This is a genomic window from Streptomyces sp. NPDC097107 (assembly GCF_044762405.1).
In the GTDB taxonomy this organism is placed as follows: Bacteria; Actinomycetota; Actinomycetes; order Streptomycetales; family Streptomycetaceae; genus Streptomyces; species Streptomyces thinghirensis.
In genome coordinates this window covers 339,381-355,779 of sequence record NZ_JBIWEF010000002.1, presented here as the reverse complement: position 1 = coordinate 355,779, position 16,399 = coordinate 339,381, and the positions used below count along the sequence as shown (strand labels likewise).

The 16,399-nt window shown below is 75.4% G+C and carries 13 protein-coding genes; 1 reads left to right on the top strand and 12 read right to left on the bottom strand.

Going from position 1 to position 16,399, the window contains the following annotated elements:
- Nucleotides 1-140: 140 nt before the first annotated feature.
- The 7 genes from ACIQ1J_RS05290 to ACIQ1J_RS05260 all read right to left on the bottom strand — a co-directional run bounded on the left by ACIQ1J_RS05290 (nt 141) and on the right by ACIQ1J_RS05260 (nt 8,651).
- A complete protein-coding gene (locus ACIQ1J_RS05290; protein ID WP_403554259.1) occupies nt 141-1,811 on the bottom strand; it encodes a glycoside hydrolase family 13 protein in 1,671 nt (556 codons plus the stop codon).
- Between the two features lie 92 nt (nt 1,812-1,903).
- A complete protein-coding gene (locus tag ACIQ1J_RS05285) occupies nt 1,904-2,884 on the bottom strand; it encodes a nucleoside hydrolase (protein WP_403554257.1) in 981 nt (326 codons plus the stop codon).
- Nucleotides 2,885-2,938: 54 nt separating this feature from the next.
- The gene (gene thrS, locus ACIQ1J_RS05280; RefSeq protein WP_403554255.1) at nt 2,939-4,210 is read right to left on the bottom strand and encodes a threonine--tRNA ligase; all 1,272 of its coding nucleotides are present in this window, start codon (nt 4,208-4,210) and stop codon (nt 2,939-2,941) included.
- Between the two features lie 466 nt (nt 4,211-4,676).
- A complete protein-coding gene (locus tag ACIQ1J_RS05275; protein WP_403554253.1) occupies nt 4,677-5,396 on the bottom strand; it encodes a GAF and ANTAR domain-containing protein in 720 nt (239 codons plus the stop codon).
- A gap of 93 nt (nt 5,397-5,489) precedes the next feature.
- A complete protein-coding gene (locus ACIQ1J_RS05270; protein WP_403554808.1) occupies nt 5,490-6,221 on the bottom strand; it encodes a TIGR03943 family putative permease subunit in 732 nt (243 codons plus the stop codon).
- Nucleotides 6,218-7,228, bottom strand: a complete 1,011-nt coding sequence (locus ACIQ1J_RS05265) for a permease (protein WP_403554251.1) — start codon at nt 7,226-7,228, stop codon at nt 6,218-6,220. The genes ACIQ1J_RS05270 and ACIQ1J_RS05265 overlap by 4 nt, the downstream gene beginning before the upstream one ends.
- 73 nt (nt 7,229-7,301) lie before the next feature.
- Nucleotides 7,302-8,651 carry a helix-turn-helix domain-containing protein gene (locus tag ACIQ1J_RS05260; protein WP_403554250.1) on the bottom strand — a complete coding sequence of 450 codons (1,350 nt, stop codon included), beginning with the start codon at nt 8,649-8,651 and terminating at the stop codon, nt 7,302-7,304.
- A 116-nt stretch (nt 8,652-8,767) separates the two neighbouring features.
- Here ACIQ1J_RS05260 and ACIQ1J_RS05255 point away from each other — a divergent pair, with 116 nt between their 5' ends.
- The gene (locus ACIQ1J_RS05255) at nt 8,768-8,980 is read left to right on the top strand and encodes a hypothetical protein (RefSeq protein ID WP_403554248.1); all 213 of its coding nucleotides are present in this window, start codon (nt 8,768-8,770) and stop codon (nt 8,978-8,980) included.
- A 30-nt stretch (nt 8,981-9,010) separates the two neighbouring features.
- Here the strand turns inward: ACIQ1J_RS05255 and ACIQ1J_RS05250 are convergent, their stop codons facing one another.
- From ACIQ1J_RS05250 to ACIQ1J_RS05230, 5 genes are all read right to left on the bottom strand, one after another.
- Nucleotides 9,011-10,456: an extracellular solute-binding protein gene (locus tag ACIQ1J_RS05250; protein WP_403554246.1), complete on the bottom strand. Its 1,446-nt coding sequence runs from the start codon at nt 10,454-10,456 to the stop codon at nt 9,011-9,013.
- Nucleotides 10,456-13,515, bottom strand: a complete 3,060-nt coding sequence (locus ACIQ1J_RS05245) for a substrate-binding domain-containing protein (RefSeq protein ID WP_403554244.1) — start codon at nt 13,513-13,515, stop codon at nt 10,456-10,458. Before ACIQ1J_RS05245 ends, ACIQ1J_RS05250 begins: the two co-directional genes overlap by 1 nt.
- Nucleotides 13,516-13,522: 7 nt before the next feature.
- Nucleotides 13,523-13,885, bottom strand: a complete 363-nt coding sequence (locus ACIQ1J_RS05240) for a hypothetical protein (RefSeq protein WP_403554242.1) — start codon at nt 13,883-13,885, stop codon at nt 13,523-13,525.
- Between the two features lie 104 nt (nt 13,886-13,989).
- Nucleotides 13,990-15,069 carry a hypothetical protein gene (locus ACIQ1J_RS05235; RefSeq protein ID WP_403554240.1) on the bottom strand — a complete coding sequence of 360 codons (1,080 nt, stop codon included), beginning with the start codon at nt 15,067-15,069 and terminating at the stop codon, nt 13,990-13,992.
- 75 nt (nt 15,070-15,144) lie between these two features.
- The gene (locus ACIQ1J_RS05230) at nt 15,145-16,386 is read right to left on the bottom strand and encodes a PP2C family protein-serine/threonine phosphatase (RefSeq protein WP_403554238.1); all 1,242 of its coding nucleotides are present in this window, start codon (nt 16,384-16,386) and stop codon (nt 15,145-15,147) included.
- Nucleotides 16,387-16,399 lie beyond the last annotated feature (13 nt).

The following is a 16,399-nucleotide window of genomic DNA, read 5'->3' as shown; positions in this document are numbered from 1 at the left end:
CCCGTCCGGCCGAACGCCGGTGTGCGCGCCGGCCTCCGCGGACCTGGACGGAGGAGCGGGGCCGCCGGCTCAGCACCACCTCGCACGAACGGGCGATCGTGGTCCGACCGCCGCCGGCCCCGATCCTCCCCGCGGACCGGTTACAGCGCCATCCACACCGTCGTGTCAGGGCCCAGGCGGCCGTCGTCCAGCGGTGCGCTGCTCAGCAGCACCTCCCCGGCCGGCAGGTCGACCGTCGTGCCGGAGAGATTGGTGACGCAGCGCCACCGGTCCGAGCGGTCGAACCGGAGGACCCCGGCCGGAACGTCGTCCGCCCAGGCCAGCGACTCGCCGTCGAGCAGCTTCCGGCGCAGGCGCAGGGCCGTGCGGTACAGCTCCAGGGTCGAGCCCGCCACGCCGTCCTGGGCCTGGACGGCGTACGACGCGAAGTCCGGCGGCTGCGGCAGCCATGCGGCGCCCGCGCCGAAGCCGTACGACGGCCCGTCCGTCGTCCACGGCAGCGGCACCCGGCATCCGTCGCGGCCCTTGCGGACGTGCCCGGTCTGCTCCCAGATCGGGTCCTGGAGCACCTCGGTGGGCAGGTCGGCCACCTCGGGCAGGCCCAGTTCCTCGCCCTGGTAGACGTACGCCGAGCCGGGCAGCGCCAGCATCAGCAGCGTCGCCGCGCGGGCCCGGCGCAGACCCGCCCGCGCGTCGACGGTCGGCGCGTGGCCGCCGGACAGCAGCCAGGCGTCGGTGTCGGTGTCCGGCGGCAGGGCCAGGCGGGTGGCGTGGCGGACCACGTCGTGGTTGGACAGCACCCACGTCGCAGAGGCACCGGCGGCGTGCGCGTCGGCCAGCGAACCGGTGATGATCTCGCGCAGCTCCGCCGCGTCCCAGCCGCCCTGGAGGTACTCGAAGTTGAACGCCTGACCCAGCTCGTCCGGGCGGGCGTACAGCGCGCGCCGGGCGCCCGGCACCCACGCCTCGGCCACCGCCATCCGGGGCGGGGAGTAGGCGTCGAGGATCTTGCGCCAGTCGCGGTAGACCTCGTGGACGTCGTCGCGGTCGTAGAACGGGTGGGTGCCGGGGGCGAACTCCGCGAGCGCCGCCTCGCTGCTCAGTTCCGGGGAGCCGAGATCACGCAGCGGCTCGGTCAGATCCTTGACCAGCGCGTGCGCCACGTCCACCCGGAAGCCGTCGACGCCCCGGTCGCACCAGAACTTCAGCGTGGTGCGGAAGTCGGCCCGGACCTGCTCGTTCTCCCAGTTCAGGTCGGGCTGCTGGGGCGCGAAGAGGTGCAGGTACCACTGGCCGTCGGGCACCCGCTTCCAGGCGCTGCCGCCGAAGACGGACTGCCAGTCGGTGGGCGGCAGTTCTCCCCGCTCGCCGCGGCCGTCACGGAAGACGTAGCGGTCCCGGGCCGCGGAACCCGGGCCCGCCGCCAGGGCCTCCCGGAACCACGCGTGGCGGTGCGAGGTGTGGTTGGGGACCAGGTCGACGATCACCTTCAGACCCAGCCGGTGGGCTTCGGCGGCCATCGCGTCGAAGTCGTCCAGGGTGCCGAGGCGCGGGTCGACGTCGCGGTAGTCGTCGACGTCGTAGCCGCCGTCGGCGAGTTCGGACGGGTAGAACGGGCTGAGCCACAGGGCGTCGACGCCCAGCGTCGCCAGATGGGTCAGGCGCTGGGTGATGCCGCGCAGGTCACCGAGCCCGTCGCCGTCGGCGTCGGCGAAACTGCGCGGGTAGATCTGGTAGATGACGGCCTGCCGCCACCAGTTGGGGTCCTTGGACGACAGGTCGGGCGTGCTGGTGGTGCTGCGTACGGTCACGCGGTCTCCTTCGCGATGCGTGCGGGCGACACGAATAGATCTGTCCACATCACCCGAAAAGCGAACCCGCGCGCCCGCGACGCGCCGATGCGCTACCCGACGGTGCGCTCGACCGCCCCCAGGTACAGCTTCACGTACCGCGCCACGTCCACCTCCAAAGCGACGTCCACCAGGGGCTGTTCGCGGGTCCCCTCGTGCAGTTCGGACTCCCCGGGGCGGACCCGGCGGTCGACGAGGGTCTGACCGCGGGCCGGTCCCGGTGCCAGGGACACCTCGACGGGCAGCCGGTGCGTGGTCAGGCCCTCCGGGTCGAGCACCGCGCAGACCGCGCCCGCGTCGCCGAGGCCGCCGCCGGGGTCGGACTCGCCGGTGGCGGGGCCGCGGTGGGCGAGCAGCTCACCGGCGAGCCGGGTGCCGGGCTCGGCGCTCGCCCGCAGACGGCGTACGTCCGGCCCCGGGACGATCACCCGCTGGAACACGTCCAGCCCGTACATCGTGATCGGCACCCCGGCGGTGAGCAGGATCGCGGCGGCCTCCGGGTCGTGCCACACGTTGAACTCGGCGACCGGCGTCGCGTTCCCGGTGGCCACCGCGCCCCCCATGAACACGATCCGTTCGATGTTGGCGGTGACCTCCGGGTGGGTGCGCAGCAGCAGCGCGATGTTGGTCGCCGGCGCGGTGGGGACCAGGGTGACCGGCCGCGGGGAGGCGAGGATCTCGCGGCGCAGCAGGGTGACCGCGTCGACGTCGACGGGGGCGCGGGTGGGCGCGGGCAGACCGAGGTCGCCCATGCCGTCGTGCCCGTGCACGTGCCGGGCGGTGCGCACCCCCTCGATCAGCGGGCGCTCGGCGCCCCGGGCGACGGGGACGTCCGGGGCGCCGGCCTGCTCCAGCACGGTCAGGGTGTTCCGTACGACCCCCGCCACGCCGGTGTTCCCGGCCACGCAGGTGACGGCGCGCAGATCGAGCCCCGGGTGGCGGACCGCCAGCAGCAGGGCCAGCGCGTCGTCGATGCCGGTGTCGCAGTCGATGATCACCGGGATGGGCTGCCGGTCGTCGGAGGCGGTCGTCACTGCGGGGGCTCCTCGGGCTCGGTGGGGCGCGAATCCCGGTGACCCTACGCGGGCTCACGCGGGTTCCCACAGCTCGGGGCCGCGTGCCCGCACCCGGCCGTCGATCCGCCGCAGCAGCTCCGCGCCGGACACCCGCCCGGGCCGGCGCCCGTCCCGCAGCCGTACGTCCGCCAGGTCGCCGCCCGCCGCCTCCCGCGCGCCGATCACCGCCTGGTACGGCACCTTGCGCGCCGCCCGGACGCGGGCGCCGAGGGTTCCCCGCTCCGGCCCGGCGACCTCGGCGCGCAGCCCCAGGTCACCGGCGCGCCGTACCAGGTCGTACGCCGGGTCCCGCTGTTCCGCGCCGACCGGCAGCACCACCAGCTGCACCGGCGCCAGCCATGCCGGGAACGCCCCGCCGTGCGCCTCGATCAGGTGCGCGACCACCCGCTCCACACTGCCGATGACGCTGCGGTGCACCATGACCGGGCGGTGGGCGGCGCCGTCGGGGCCGGTGTAGCGCAGGCCGAAGCGTTCGGGCTGGTGGAAGTCGATCTGGACGGTGGAGAGGGTGGACTCGCGCCCCGCGGCGTCCGCGACCTGCACGTCGATCTTCGGTCCGTAGAAGGCGGCCTCACCCTCCACCGCCTCGTACGGCAGCCCCTCCAGGGCCTCCTCCAGCAGTGCGGTGGCCCGCCGCCACAGCTCCGGGTCGGCGACGTACTTGCCGCCCGGGCCGGGCAGCGAGAGGCGGTAGCGGGCGGCGCGGATGCCCAGGTCGGCGTGGGCGCGGCGGATGAGGCCGAGGGCGGCGCGGGCCTCGGCGGCGGCCTGGTCCGGGGTGCAGAAGATGTGCGCGTCGTTGAGGTGGATGGCCCGCACGCGGGTCAGGCCGCCGAGCACGCCGGACGGTTCGGAGCGGTACATGGCGCCCAGCTCGGCGATCCGCAGGGGCAGTTCCCGGTAGCTGTGGGAGCGGGAGCGGTAGACCAGGGCGTGGTGGGGGCACAGGCTCGGACGGAGCACGATTTCCTCCGCGCCCAGCTCCATCGGCGGGAACATGTCGTCGCGGTAGTGCTCCCAGTGTCCTGAGATCTCGTACAGCTCGCGTTTGCCGAGGATGGGCGAGTAGACGTGCCGGTAGCCGGCCCGGCGCTCCGCCTCGCGGACGTACTCCTCCAGGGTGTGGCGGACGATCGCCCCGTCGGGCAGCCAGTACGGCAGGCCCGCGCCCATCAGGGGGTCGGTGTCGAACAGTCCGAGTTCGCGGCCGAGCCGCCGGTGGTCGCGGACGTGTGCGGACGCTGGTGCGGGTGCCTGGGCGGGGTTTCGGTGCTGGTCGTGCACGGTGGTCTCCTCCGGACGGGGGACGAGCACCACGCGAAGAAGCCCCGGGGCGCTCGCCCCGGGGCTTCGGACTTCTGCTCAGCAGTCAGCGCGCCGGGACACTCCCCGGCGTCGTCATCAGGAAATGGCGCGCGCGCTTCATGGGACGGGACGGTACCCGGGGGCGGACGCCGCCGCGAGCCGTTTTTCTCGCCGGGCGCCTCACCCGGACGGCCCCGCACGCCGGCGGCGTGGGCAGGGGCGGTGGTGCTGGGGGGTGTCGTTTGGATCAGGCCGACTCCGGGCAGCGGTGCGTTGCGACTGACCCGAGCGGGGTCTGGTGCGTGCGGCTGCAAGGCGGAAAGGGCGACAGGGCTGAGCCCTGGCAACCGACGACAACGCCGCTGGGGGCACCTCCCACGCCCTTCAGGCAGTGGGGGAGTGCGTGCCAGACCCCGCGACCCCGGCAAGATCCAAACGGCACCCCCTAGTGGTCGCGGTCGAAGCGCCGGCGGTGGGTGAGGACGTCGCGGGCCACGTCGTGCGCGGTGCGGCCGCACACGAACGCGTCGGCGCGCAGGCGGGCCAGGGCCTCGTCGGCCCCCACCCCCAGCTGGGCCATGATCATGCCGACGGCCCGGTAGACCTCGTCGTGGTCTCCGGCCAGCCGGTCCAGCCAGGTCTCCTCCCCGTGCGGCAGCGCCATCAGCGCCGTCGTCATGACGCCGGCCACGAGCCGCGCCAGGCTCAGCTGCGGGTCGGCCAGCGGGCCGGGGGTGTCCCGGTAGAGGTCGAGGGTGCCCAGGCAACCGGCGGCGCCGCCCAGCGGCAGCGCGTAGACCGCCCGTACGCCGACGGCCGTCGCCTGCTGGGCGAAGACGGGCCACCGGCCGGCGTCGGCACCGGCCGTCAGGTCGCAGACGAGCACCGGGGCGCCCGACTCGGCGGCGCTCACACAGGGGCCGTCACCCAGCGTGGCCTGTAGCTCGGCCAGGTACGTCGCCCGGTCACCGCTGGCGCACAGCCGTACCGGCACGCCCTCGCCGCGCAGTGACGCGCTCGCCCCGGTCACCGGCAGCAGCCGTACGGCCGTGCGGCACAGGCGTCCGGGGACCTCGTCCGGCGGGGCGCCCCGCACTTGTGCGGCGATCACCTCGGCGGCGCGTGCTCGGTCCGAGGACCACCCGCAATTGTCGCTGGGCCGCACGCGCACCGCCTCCTTCACTCCCGCGGCCGCAGGCTCGACTACCCGGGCCCGACCGGGGGAAACCAGGGCGCGCCGCACGTCGTGGACGGGGGCTCAGCGCTTCTCGTACGGGTTCGCGGGCTGCTCCACCCGGCGTACGTCCCTCGCGTCGAGGACCGGCGGCCAGGCCGCGTCCGAGCCGAGTCCGCCCTCCGGGTGCCAGCCGCCGGTGACCGTGACCCACGTGTCGACGGGCGGGGCGCCGGCCCCGCGGATCTCGGCCCTGCCGGTGGTGGCGTCGGCGGCGCAGCAGGAGACGAGGAGCCTGGTGACGTACCAGGTGCCGTCCTCGCCGTGGGTGACGAAGCCGGTGAGGCGGACGGTACGGCCGGTCAGCGACCGCTCGCTGTCGTAGAGCGCGCGGGAGCCGAACTCGGCGAGGGTCAGCTCCACCGGGTCCCCGGACGGCAGCGCCGGGAAGGTGCCGACCCCCTGCGCCGCACGCTGCGCCGCCTCGCGGCCCGCGCTGTAGGAGCCGAGCGCGGGCGGCGGGAACAGCAGCAGGGCGAGGGCGGGCAGGGTGAGCAGCCAGGCGACGCGGGGACCGGCGGGGCCGTGGCTGTGGCCGTGGGTGTCCGCCTCCTCGTCCGCCTCCTCGTCCGCCTCCCCATCGCGCCGGGCGAGGGCCGTCGCCGCCGCGAGCAGCACCAGCACCGCCCCGGACACGATCAGGTACGGCCGCAGCCCCGGCTGCACGTACCGCAGGTAGAGGTCGCCGAAGAGCGAGATGCGCAGTACCGCCGCGCCGGTCAGCGCGAGCAGGACCGCCGGCCCGTACCGCCTCACAGCAGCCACCACCCCACCAGCACGCTGCTCGCCACGGCCACCACCCAGGTCACCGACGCGAACCGCACCGCGAAGGCGCGGCCGAAGGTACCGGTCTGCAGCGCGATCAGCTTCAGGTCGACCATCGGCCCCACCACCATGAACGCCAGCCGCGCGGTCGGCGAGAACCCGGTCAGCGAGGCGGCGACGAACGCGTCCGCCTCGCTGCACACGCACAGCACCACCGCGAGGACCGCGAGCAGCAGCACGGACAGCCAGGCGGAGTCGGTGAAGACGTCCAGGACGGAGCGGGGCACGGCGACGTTGAAGGCGGCGGCCGCGCCCGCGCCGACGACGAGGAAGCCGCCGGCGTGCAGGAAGTCGTGCCGCAGACCGGAGAGGAAGCCGGTCCAGCCGTACGACGACGCTCCGGGCGCCGTACGGCTCTTCGGCAGGCGCAACCACTCGTCCTTCCCGAACCGGACCCACAGCCAGCCCATCACCACCGCGGCCGTGAGCGAGGCGAGCAGGCGGGCGGCGACCATGGCGGGCTGTCCGGGGAACGCGATCGACGTGGCCACCAGCACCACCGGGTTGATCGCGGGCGCCGACAGGAGGAAGGCGAGCGCCGCCGCCGGGGCGACCCCGCTCCGCATCAGGCTCCCGGCCACCGGCACCGACGCGCACTCGCAGCCGGGCAGCACCACCCCCGCCGCGCCCGCGACGGGCACCGCGAGGGCCTGGTTGCGGGGCAGGAGGCGGCTGAAGGCGCGCTCCGGCACGAACGCCCCGATCGCCGCCGAGACGACCGTGCCGAGCAGCAGGAAGGGCACGCCCTGCACGACGACGGCGGTGAACACCGTCCACCAGGCCGCCACCGGGGGCGTGTAGAGGTCGAGCGCCAGGGCCGGGCCCAGTACCGAGACCACGGTGGCGACGGTGAGCAGCGCGGCGCCGCCGAGCACGGCGTACACCAGCGCGCGCACGGCGAGCCGCACACCGTCGGCCACGGTCCGTCGGTCGTCCACGTCCCTCGCACCCCGCTCGTCCCTGCCCCCGCCGCCATGCTGACCGGCGCCGCTGTGCACAGCCCAGGATTCCCTACAGCGGCGGCTGCGCGGGCGCCGGGCCCAGAGTCGTCGTGCCGGGTGCCCTGCGGTGTCCGAGGCCGGTGCGGTAGGCGTCGAGGGCCGCCTCCACCCGGCCGGTGCGGCGCAGCAGGTCGCCGAGGAGCCGGCACAGGTCGGCCAGGTCGCCGGCGGCCCCGGCCCGTTCCAGCAGGCTGAGGGCGCGGACGTAGTGCTCCTCGGCGGCCTCGGTGTCCCGGGCGTCCTCGGCGATGACGCCGAGCAGCCGGTGCGCACCCGCGGAGTGCACGGCGCCGCGCTCGGAGGAGAGGTCGTCCAGTACCCCGTGCAGCAGTTCCGCGGCCTCCTCGGACTTGCCGCGCCGGTGCAGTACGTCGGCCAGTTCGACGGCGACCTGGCTGCTGTAGAGGGCGGCGCGGGTGGCGGAGAGCATGCCGAGGGCCTGCCGCATCTCCTCCTCGGCGCGCGGGAGTTCGCCGTTCTGGGCGCAGACGTAGCCGCGCATCCAGTGGCAGTTGGCCAGCTCGGTGCGGAGTTGCAGCGTGCGGTACAGCTCGGCCGCCTTGGCGAGCGAGGCGTCGGCCTCGGCGAGGCGGCCCTCGGCGAGCAGGGTGCGGGCGACGGAGCGGTGCATGCGGGCCACCAGCGCGGGGTCGCCGGCGCTGGGGGCGAGGGAGAGGGCGAGTTCGGCGGCCTGGGCGGCGCGCGCGTGGGCGCCCATGTCCATGTACGGGCCGATGGCGCTGGCGTAGAGCAGGAGCAGCGCGTCGGGGTCGTGCAGGCCGCCGCGGTTCAGCTCGTCGAGGGTGGTCTCCAGGAGGTAGACGGCGTACCGCAGTTCACCGGCGAGGTAGTGGGCGAGGGCGCGTCCGCGCAGCGCCGGGACGCGGGCGGGCAGCGGGGCGCCGGCGTCGGCGAGGCACTGTTCGGCCCGCTCGAAGTACTGTCGCCCGGCGGCCAGTTCACCGGTCTCCACCGCGCACTCGCCGAGTCCGAGCAGCGCGGCGGCCCGTTCCTCGGGCAGCTCGTGGGTCTCGGCCTCGGCGAGCAGTCCGGTGTACTGCCCGGCCGCCTGTTCGGCGCCGTCGGTGGCGAGCGTGCGCCGCGCCTCGGTGAGTCTGAGCCGCAGATCGGTGGCGAGCCGGGCCGGGCGTCCGGTGGCCAGCTCCTCGTAGCCGACGCCGAGCCGTTCGGCGAGATGCCGCAGCGCTCCGTCGGAGGGGCGGACGCGGCCGGCCTCCAGGGTGGAGATGTAGGCCGGTGTGTAGGCCGGTTCGGCGAGCTGGCGCTGGGTCATCCCGCGCTCGGCCCGTAGTCGCTGCACCCGGCGGCCGATGGCCACCCGGTCGTCACGGTCCCCCACTGTCAACTCCCCCTGCGGCTCTTGCCCGTTAGACTCCGACGGCTTTAGGTTAAACCGCGGATTAAGCGCGCTTAACAGCGCTTGGCGCAATCCCGTACGACCCCGCAGAGGACGCCGTGCCCGAACGCACACGCACCGCCGAACGTTACGCCAGAGCCCTCGCCGCGGCCGTCGCCGCCGTGGCCTGCCTGCTGCTGGCCGCGAACGCGGGACCGACGGGCACGGCACACCCGCCGGCGCCCGCCCCGGCGGGGGACCCGACCGCGGTCACGGACTCTCTGGTCACGGACTCTCTGGTCACGGACTCACTGGTCACCGTGAGCCGCTGAGGCGTCGTGCGGCGCGGCGCCGCTGGACGGTCAGCCCGGCAGTGCGCGTCCGAGGGCCTCGTCCAGCCGCCGGGCCAGTTCCGCGTCACCCGGCGGGTCGTCGGCGAAGAGGGCGCCCAGCTCGGTGGTGAAGGTCTGGGTGAAGGCGCCGTACAGCGGGGTGCGGGGGCGGTGCACCGCCTCCCGGAGGGCGGGTAGCAGGATGTCGCGGGCGTACTCCGGGCGCCCGGCCGCGTCGCGGGGCACCGTGTCGGCGCTCTCCCCGGTGGGCGCCGCGGAGGGCGTCGCGGAGGGCGTCGCGGAGGGCGTCGCGGAGGGCGTCGCGGCACCCACCGCGCACGTCACGGCGTCGTCCGTGTAGGCGGAGGTGCGCGTCGCCGCGAAACCGGCGTCCAGCAGGCAGCGTTCGCTCTCCTTGCCGGTCAGGTACCGGATCAGGTCGGTCGCCTTGGCCGTCCGCTGGGACGCCGCGGTCACGGCGAGGTTCTGGCCGCCGAGTACGGCCCGCCCCGGCAACGCGGTCACCCCGAGCCGGTCGTCGTCGGGGAACGCCTGGTGCAGGGCGGGATACACGTACGGCCAGTGCCGCAGGAAGGTGGTGCGACCGGAGGCGAAGTCGCCGAGGGACGCCGCCTCGTCGGAGTGGAAGGCGTCCGGGAGCACGTACGAGGCCTCGGTACGGCGGCGCAGCTCGGTGATGCCCTCCGTCAGCTCCTCGACGGTGGCGGCGTAGTCCCCGTCCTCGTCGGTGAGCGTGAGGTCCGGCACCGCCGACGCGAACGCCTCCACCGCGTTGACCGTACGCCCCTCGTACGCGGCGAGCTGGGTCGTCCAGCCCTTGTCGTAGCCGTCGGGCTTGTGGTCGCCGACGGCGTTGATCAGCTTCTTCAGCTCCGGCCAGTCCAGGCCGCCCGTCAGGTCGGTCTGCTCGACGTCCGCCTGGCTCAGGTGGTCGCGCCGGTAGTAGAGCAGGCCGACGTCGCTGTTGAAGGGAGCGGCGTACACCTTGCCGCCCCAGCGGGCGGTGCTCGCGACGGGCGCGATGACGTCCTCGTCGAGCAGCGACCCGGGCAACGGGCTGATCAGGTCCGCGGCCGCGAACTCCGGGACCCAGGTGACGTCGAGGTTGACCACGTCGTAGGCGGCGCTGCCGGACTGGAGCGCGCCGAGCAGCTGGCTGCGCTGTTCGTCGGCGTTGCCGGGGAGTTCGACGAGCCGGGCACGGTAGCCGGTGCCGGCCTTCTCCTGCCCGGCGTTCCAGGCGTCGATGAGCCGCTGGCGGACGCCGTTCTTGCCGGTGACGTCCCGGCCGCTGGCGACCACGATGTCGCCGGGCACGTCGGCGGAGGGGGATGCCGCGGGCCCGCTCCCGTCGCCGCCACCACCGCCGCACGCGGTCGGCACCAGCAGGAACAGCGGGGCCAGCAGCACCGCCGCCCGTCGCCGGGACTGTCGCCGGAGCGGTACTCCGCGCATCACGCCTCCCCCGTTCCGGTGCGGGCGACCTCGTCGTGCAGGGCGGCGCCGAGATCGTCGTCGGCGTCGAGGCAGCGGCCGCCGCTCGCCTCGGAGATCCGGGTGTCCGGCTTCCCCTCGTCGCAGCCGCCGCCCTTCAGGGAGACCATCGCGATCGGCACGTCCCTCGCGCGCGCGAGGGCCAGCAGGTCGCCGAAGCCGTCGTCGGCGAGCCGGTCCGCGTCCTCGTCGTCGGTGACGAAGACGATCAGGCCGGGACGCTCGTCGTCGGCGTCCCGCACCTCCATGGCTTCCAGCGCGGCCCGCAGCGCGCCGCCGGGATCGGCCTCGGCGTCCCGGACCCCGGCCTCGCGGTCGATGGCGCGCTCGGCGTCCTTGCGGGTGTGCGGGCCGAAGGACAGCACGCTCTCGTGGGTGTCCCCGCCGGCGTCCGACACCGCCCACACCGCGTACTCGTCCCGTTCGCCGAGCCCGCCCAACGACTGTTTCAGCAGGCCGGGCCCACCGCTGGGCCCCTCCCACTGACCGGCCATCGAGCCGGAGCTGTCGAGCAGGAACAGCACGCGGCCGGGGCCGTTCGCACCCCGGTAGCCCTCCAGGGACGCCTCCATCGCGTCCCGCCCGGCGGACTCGGTCAGCGGCGACGGCGCCCTCAGCACCCCTTCGGCGACCTCGGTGGGGTCCAGCAGGGCACGGTTGCCGGTGGCCGAGCGGAAGCCGTCCCGGGCGAAGGCCGCCCTGCCGCCCGTGCCGGTGAGCCACTCCCGGAAGGCGTCCGCCTCGTCGTCGCGGTCGGCCGCGTCGCGGTCGGCGCCCTGCCAGCGGACGCGGACGAAGAGGGGTTCCAGACCCGGTACGTCGCCCGGGTACTGGGCCATGCGCGGGGTGCGGCGCGCGCTGTCGCAGCCGACGCCGCTCTTCAGGAGGAACTCGGGGACGAGGGCCGCGGTGCGGTTGTCGACGGCGTCGTCGTCGGGCAGCGCGCACAGCAGCTCGGCGGCGGTCGGGGCGGGCGGGCCGGACTGGGCGACCCGGTCCTCGGCGCGGCGGGGGTCACGGGCGCCGGCCGCGCCCGGGGCGCCGTACAGGGCGATCGTGGCCAGCAGTCCGGTGTCGGTGAACTCCGGGTCGGGACGGCGCACCGCGGCGTCCGCGTGCCGGGCGCGCAGGTCGTCGATCATCCGGGTGAGCGGAGGGCCGGTGCGGTCGTCGAGTTCATCGGCGGCGATGTCCTGCGGCACGGCGAGCACGACCGGGGAGTACGCGAAGGGTTCCTGGTCCGGGTCGAGTTCGGCCACGGAGTCGGTGTCCTGCCCCGCGGCGACCCGGGCGGCGTCGGCGGGGGAGCCGGGTATCCAGACGTCGGGCTGCGGGCCGACGTCGCGCTGCGGGTTGGTGTCGGCCTCGCGGGGTTCCTGCCAGGCGCCGGTCTGCTTGCGCAGGGCGGTGACCGCGTCGGCGGCGCCCGCGCTGTAGACGGTGATGCCGCTGCGCCGGCAGCCGTCGCCGGTGGTGTTCGCCTCCGACGTCAGGTACGCGTCGGCGGCGGCCCGGACCGTCGGCTCCAGGTCGGGTTCGGTGAGCACCCGCAGCTCCAGGGGCGGGGCGCAGGAGGAGGGGCCGCCGGTCGGGACGAGGTGCCGGTAGGCCCCGAACCCGAGGGCGGCGCCGACCAGGACCAGCACGACGACACCCCCGGCGACCAGCCGCCGCGTCCGCCCGTCCCACCTCCCTCCGCCCTTCCCTTCCTGTCCCTCGCCGCCGCCCTTCCCTTCCTGTCCCTCGCCGCCGCCCTGCCCTTCCTGTCCCTCGCCGCCGGCCTGCCCGACCGAACCTCCGCCGGCCGCGTGCCCACCCAAGGGCCCGCCACCCCCCTGCCCGACCGAACCTCCGCCGGCCGCGTGCCCACCCAAGGGCCCGCCACCCCCCTGCCCGACCGAACCTCCGCCGCCGGCCCGTTCCTCCCGGGCCCCGGAGCCACGCATCCGCCGGATCAGCGCGACTCCGGCTGCGCCCATCCCGCCCAGCAACCCGAACAGAGCAGCCCCGACCCGGCGCACGGGTTCCGGCCCGGGGTCAGGGGCGGGCCCCGGCCCGGGGCCGGGAACCGACCCGGGCCGAGGATCAGAGGCGGGCCCGGTCCCGGGGCCGGGAACTGGCCCGGGCGGGGGTTGGAGGACGGGCCCAGGCGGGGGTTGGAGGACGGGCCCAGGCGGGGGTTGGAGGACGGGCCCGGGCGGCGGATGGAGGACGGAGCCGGACCCGAGGCCGGGGAACCTGGGAGGCGTGGGTGTGGGCGCGGGCGGGCCTCCGGTCGCCCCTGCCCGTGCGGCGAGGAGCACGTCCACCCCTGGCTCGGCGCGACTCTCCGGCTCCCAGACGTCACCGCGCACCGTCCGGTGCCCCGCCGCGGACATCCGGGACCGCAGGTCGCGCACGAGCGCGCGGAACGACACGTCGCCGTCCGCCTCCAGCAGTTCCGCGAGTTCGGCGGTGAACGGCGTCGGGGTGTCGGGACCGCCCGCGTCGATGCGGTGGTTGGCCTGCACGCTCATCAACAGCAGCAGCCGCCGTTTGTCACGGGGCTCCGGGCGGATCCAGGCGGCGTTGCCGGCGAAGCAGCAGTCGAGGACGACCACGATCCGCCGGGCCGGACTGGCGGCGAGCATCGCCTGCGCGACGCTGAACAGCTCCGCGCCGGGGAAGACCGCGTGCCCGCCCGCGACCACACGTGCCTTGCGCATCTGCAGGAACAGCTCATCGCCCGCGTTCGGGATCGCCCCGTGCCCGGCGAAGTACAGCAGCAGGACGCCGGCGGCCTCATTGGCGGCCTTCCACAGCTCCTGGTCGAAGGCGCCCTGGTCGGGAGAGCGGCACACCGTGATCTCCCGCTCACCGAACACACCGCCGTGCCGAAGCGCCTCCTCCAGCCGGTTCAGGTTGTGCTTGACCGCAGGAAGGTCGCCGGGCACGCCGTCCGGCGGCCCCGTGTTGTCGTACTCGGACACTCCGACCAACAGCGCCCGGTTCGCCTTCCCCCGCGGGTCGTAACCGGTCACCGGCCGCCTACCTGTCGTCGGGTCGCACCGGCTCGACGCGCGCCCGGGGCGGGTCTCCGTCCTCCACCTCGCGGCGGTTGGCCCGCCAGGCCTCCACGGATCGCCTGACCTGGTCGATCACGCCCTGGAACATCGCGCCCGCGGCGCCCCCTATCACCGCCACCACGATGTCCATGCCGACACCCATCGGGGCGCCCGCCTCGTCGGTCCGGCTGTGTTCGTCGATGCGGAGCTGGTCGGTCCGGGCCAGGTCGGCGAGCGGTTTCTCCCGTTCCAGCCATTTGTGCAGGGCGTCGATGTCGCTCTCGCTCGCGGTACCGTCCAGCCGGATGCGGATACCGCGCGTCACCACTCCGTCCCCCTCAGCCATAACTCACCATCATGGCACCCCTGTTGCGCCCAGGGGAGGGTCCGTACGCCACTGTCGTGACGCGCACGCGGGCGCGCACACCCGGCCGACGGGATCCGGGGGCGTCAGCCCTGGACCTGCAACCGGCTCAGTTCCCGCCGCACGTGGTCCAGCGCGCCCTCGCGCGGCCCGGGCACCCGCCCCCGCAACGCGGCGAGCGCCCCGCCCAGTTCCCGGGCCGGCCCGGCGTCGCGGACCTGCCCCCACTGGTGGTGGGCCCGGTCGACGGCCGCCTCCACCGCCGGTGCCTGTGGCGGCTGGCCGGCGCCCAGCCGGGCCTCGGCCACCGTCAGCCAGGCCCGGCAGCTGCGCACCGGGTCCCCCGCGAACATCGCCAGGTCGGCGCGGACCTCCGTCCAGTGCAGCGCGTCCTCGGAAGCGGGCCCGTGGGCGTGGGCGGCGGCCCGCTCGTGCCGGGCGGCGAGCGCGTCGGCGTCCGCGTGCCGCCCGGACTGCACGGCGGCGGCGATGAGGGCGTGCGGGTCGCCCGCCTCCGGCCCCGGCGCGGTCAGCACCAGGTCCGCGCCGGCCGCCGCGCCACTGCCCGCGGCATCGGCCGCGGCGCGGGTCAGCGCCTGCTGGTGCAGCTGGTCCGGCGGCGGCCGGTGCCCGCTGCGCAGGATCGTCGCGACGGCCCGCATGTACGACGGGGCCGCCACCGTCCGTCTGGCGGGCGGCGGCGCGATGCGACCGTAAACGGCGTTGTTGCGCCCGCAGTCCAGCGGACTGGCCCGCAGCCACTGCCAGGTCTCCTGGTCGGCGTGCAGGTCGAGCAGCAGCGTCGTCGCGCCGCTCGGCCGCAGCCGCAGTTCCTCGCGGATCCAGTGCCAGGGCAGGGCGGTGTAGCGGACGGTCGCCGGTGTCGTACGGGCCAGCGCCAGGTGCGGCAGGCGCTGGCGCCGGTCCAGCTGGAGCTGGCCGGCGACGTAGACGGTGAGTGGTCCGGGGGCCGCCGCGGCGGCGCGCAGCCGGGTGAGGACGGCCTGCGGCTCCAGCGGGTCGGCGAGCTCGACGACGTTCGCGGTGTCGGTGCCGGAGAGCACGGCGGGCGGCACGGCCGCCAGCACGGGAAGCACGGAGGCGGCGTCCACCAGGCACCCCCTGCCCACGGGCGACGCCGCGAGCAGCAGCACGGTTCCGGGCATGTCCCCTCCCCCTGTCGATCACGTACGGCAGCACCGTAACCGCTGCGGCTGCAAAGCGGGGCACCTGAGCCCTGTCTAGGGCCACTCCGGCGGCCGTCCGCTGCGCCGGACCGCGAAGACGGTGGTGTCGTCGGCCAGCCGTCCCCGGCAGTGCCGCAGCGTGCCGTCCCGGACGAGCGCCACCAGCTTGGGCGGCGCCGCGTTCGACGGATCGGCGGCGACCGCGCGGGCGACGTTCTCGGCGTGCCGGTAGAAGCACCCCTGGGCGTCGCGGGCCTCGGTCACCCCGTCGGTGACCACGAGGAGCGTCTCGTCCGCGGCGAGGGCCGGCCGGCGCACCGACACCGACGGGCCGGACGCCAGGTCGCCCATGCCCAGCGGCAGCCCGCCGGCGTCCGCGAGGGGCCGCACGCCCTCGGGACCGGCCGCCAGCGGGGGTTCGTGGCCGAAGAAGACGGCGTCCACGGCGTCGGGCAGGTCCTCGGAGAAGCCGATCAGCACGGCGGTGGCGAAGCGGTCGCCGTCGGACCGGCCGAGGGCCGCGGTGTGCGCGCGGTGGCGCCGCATGCGGGTCTCCAGACGCTCGGCGACCGTCGCGAGGTCCGGCTCGTGGTAGGCGACCTCGCGGAAGGTGCCGAGCAGCGCGGCCGCCGCCTCCACCGCGCCCAGGCCCTTGCCCTGCACGTCGCCGACGAGGACGCGGGTGCCGTGCGGGCCGGGCTGGATGTCGTAGAAGTCGCCGCCGACGCGGGCCTCGGTGTCCGAGGAGAGATAGACGCCGGCGTGGTCGAGGCCGCCGAAACCCTCCGGGAGCGGGCGCAGCACGGTGCGGCGGGTGGTCTCCGCGATGTCCCGCATGTGGATCATGCGCCGCTCGCCGCCGACCCGGAGCGCGGCGGCCGCCACCGCGATCGTCCCCCCGAGGACGACGAGGACCAGGCCGGGCAGCCCGGTCTGCTCCCGGTGCTGCCAGACGGTGTCCGCGAACACGTAGACGACGACGGCGGCCACCGCGTGCACGGCCGTGGACCGCACCCCGCAGATCGCGGCGGCGATGCCGGGCACGAGCACGGTCCAGGAGATGATCTCGAACGCTCCGGTCGCGACGTCGGCCGCGGTGATGCCGACGAGCAGGAGCAGCGGGATCAGCCAGGCCGCGCTGTGCCCGCGGACACTGAGCAGTTCATGCCGGGACACGGCGTCGCCCCGGCCGGCGGCCTGGACGAGTCGGCCGAGCGGCCGCCACCGGCCGCGCACCGGCTCGCGGTCGCGACTCCACACGGGGCCCAGCGAAGCACGTGCCCCCGCGGCCCGCATCCTGACTTGCCGG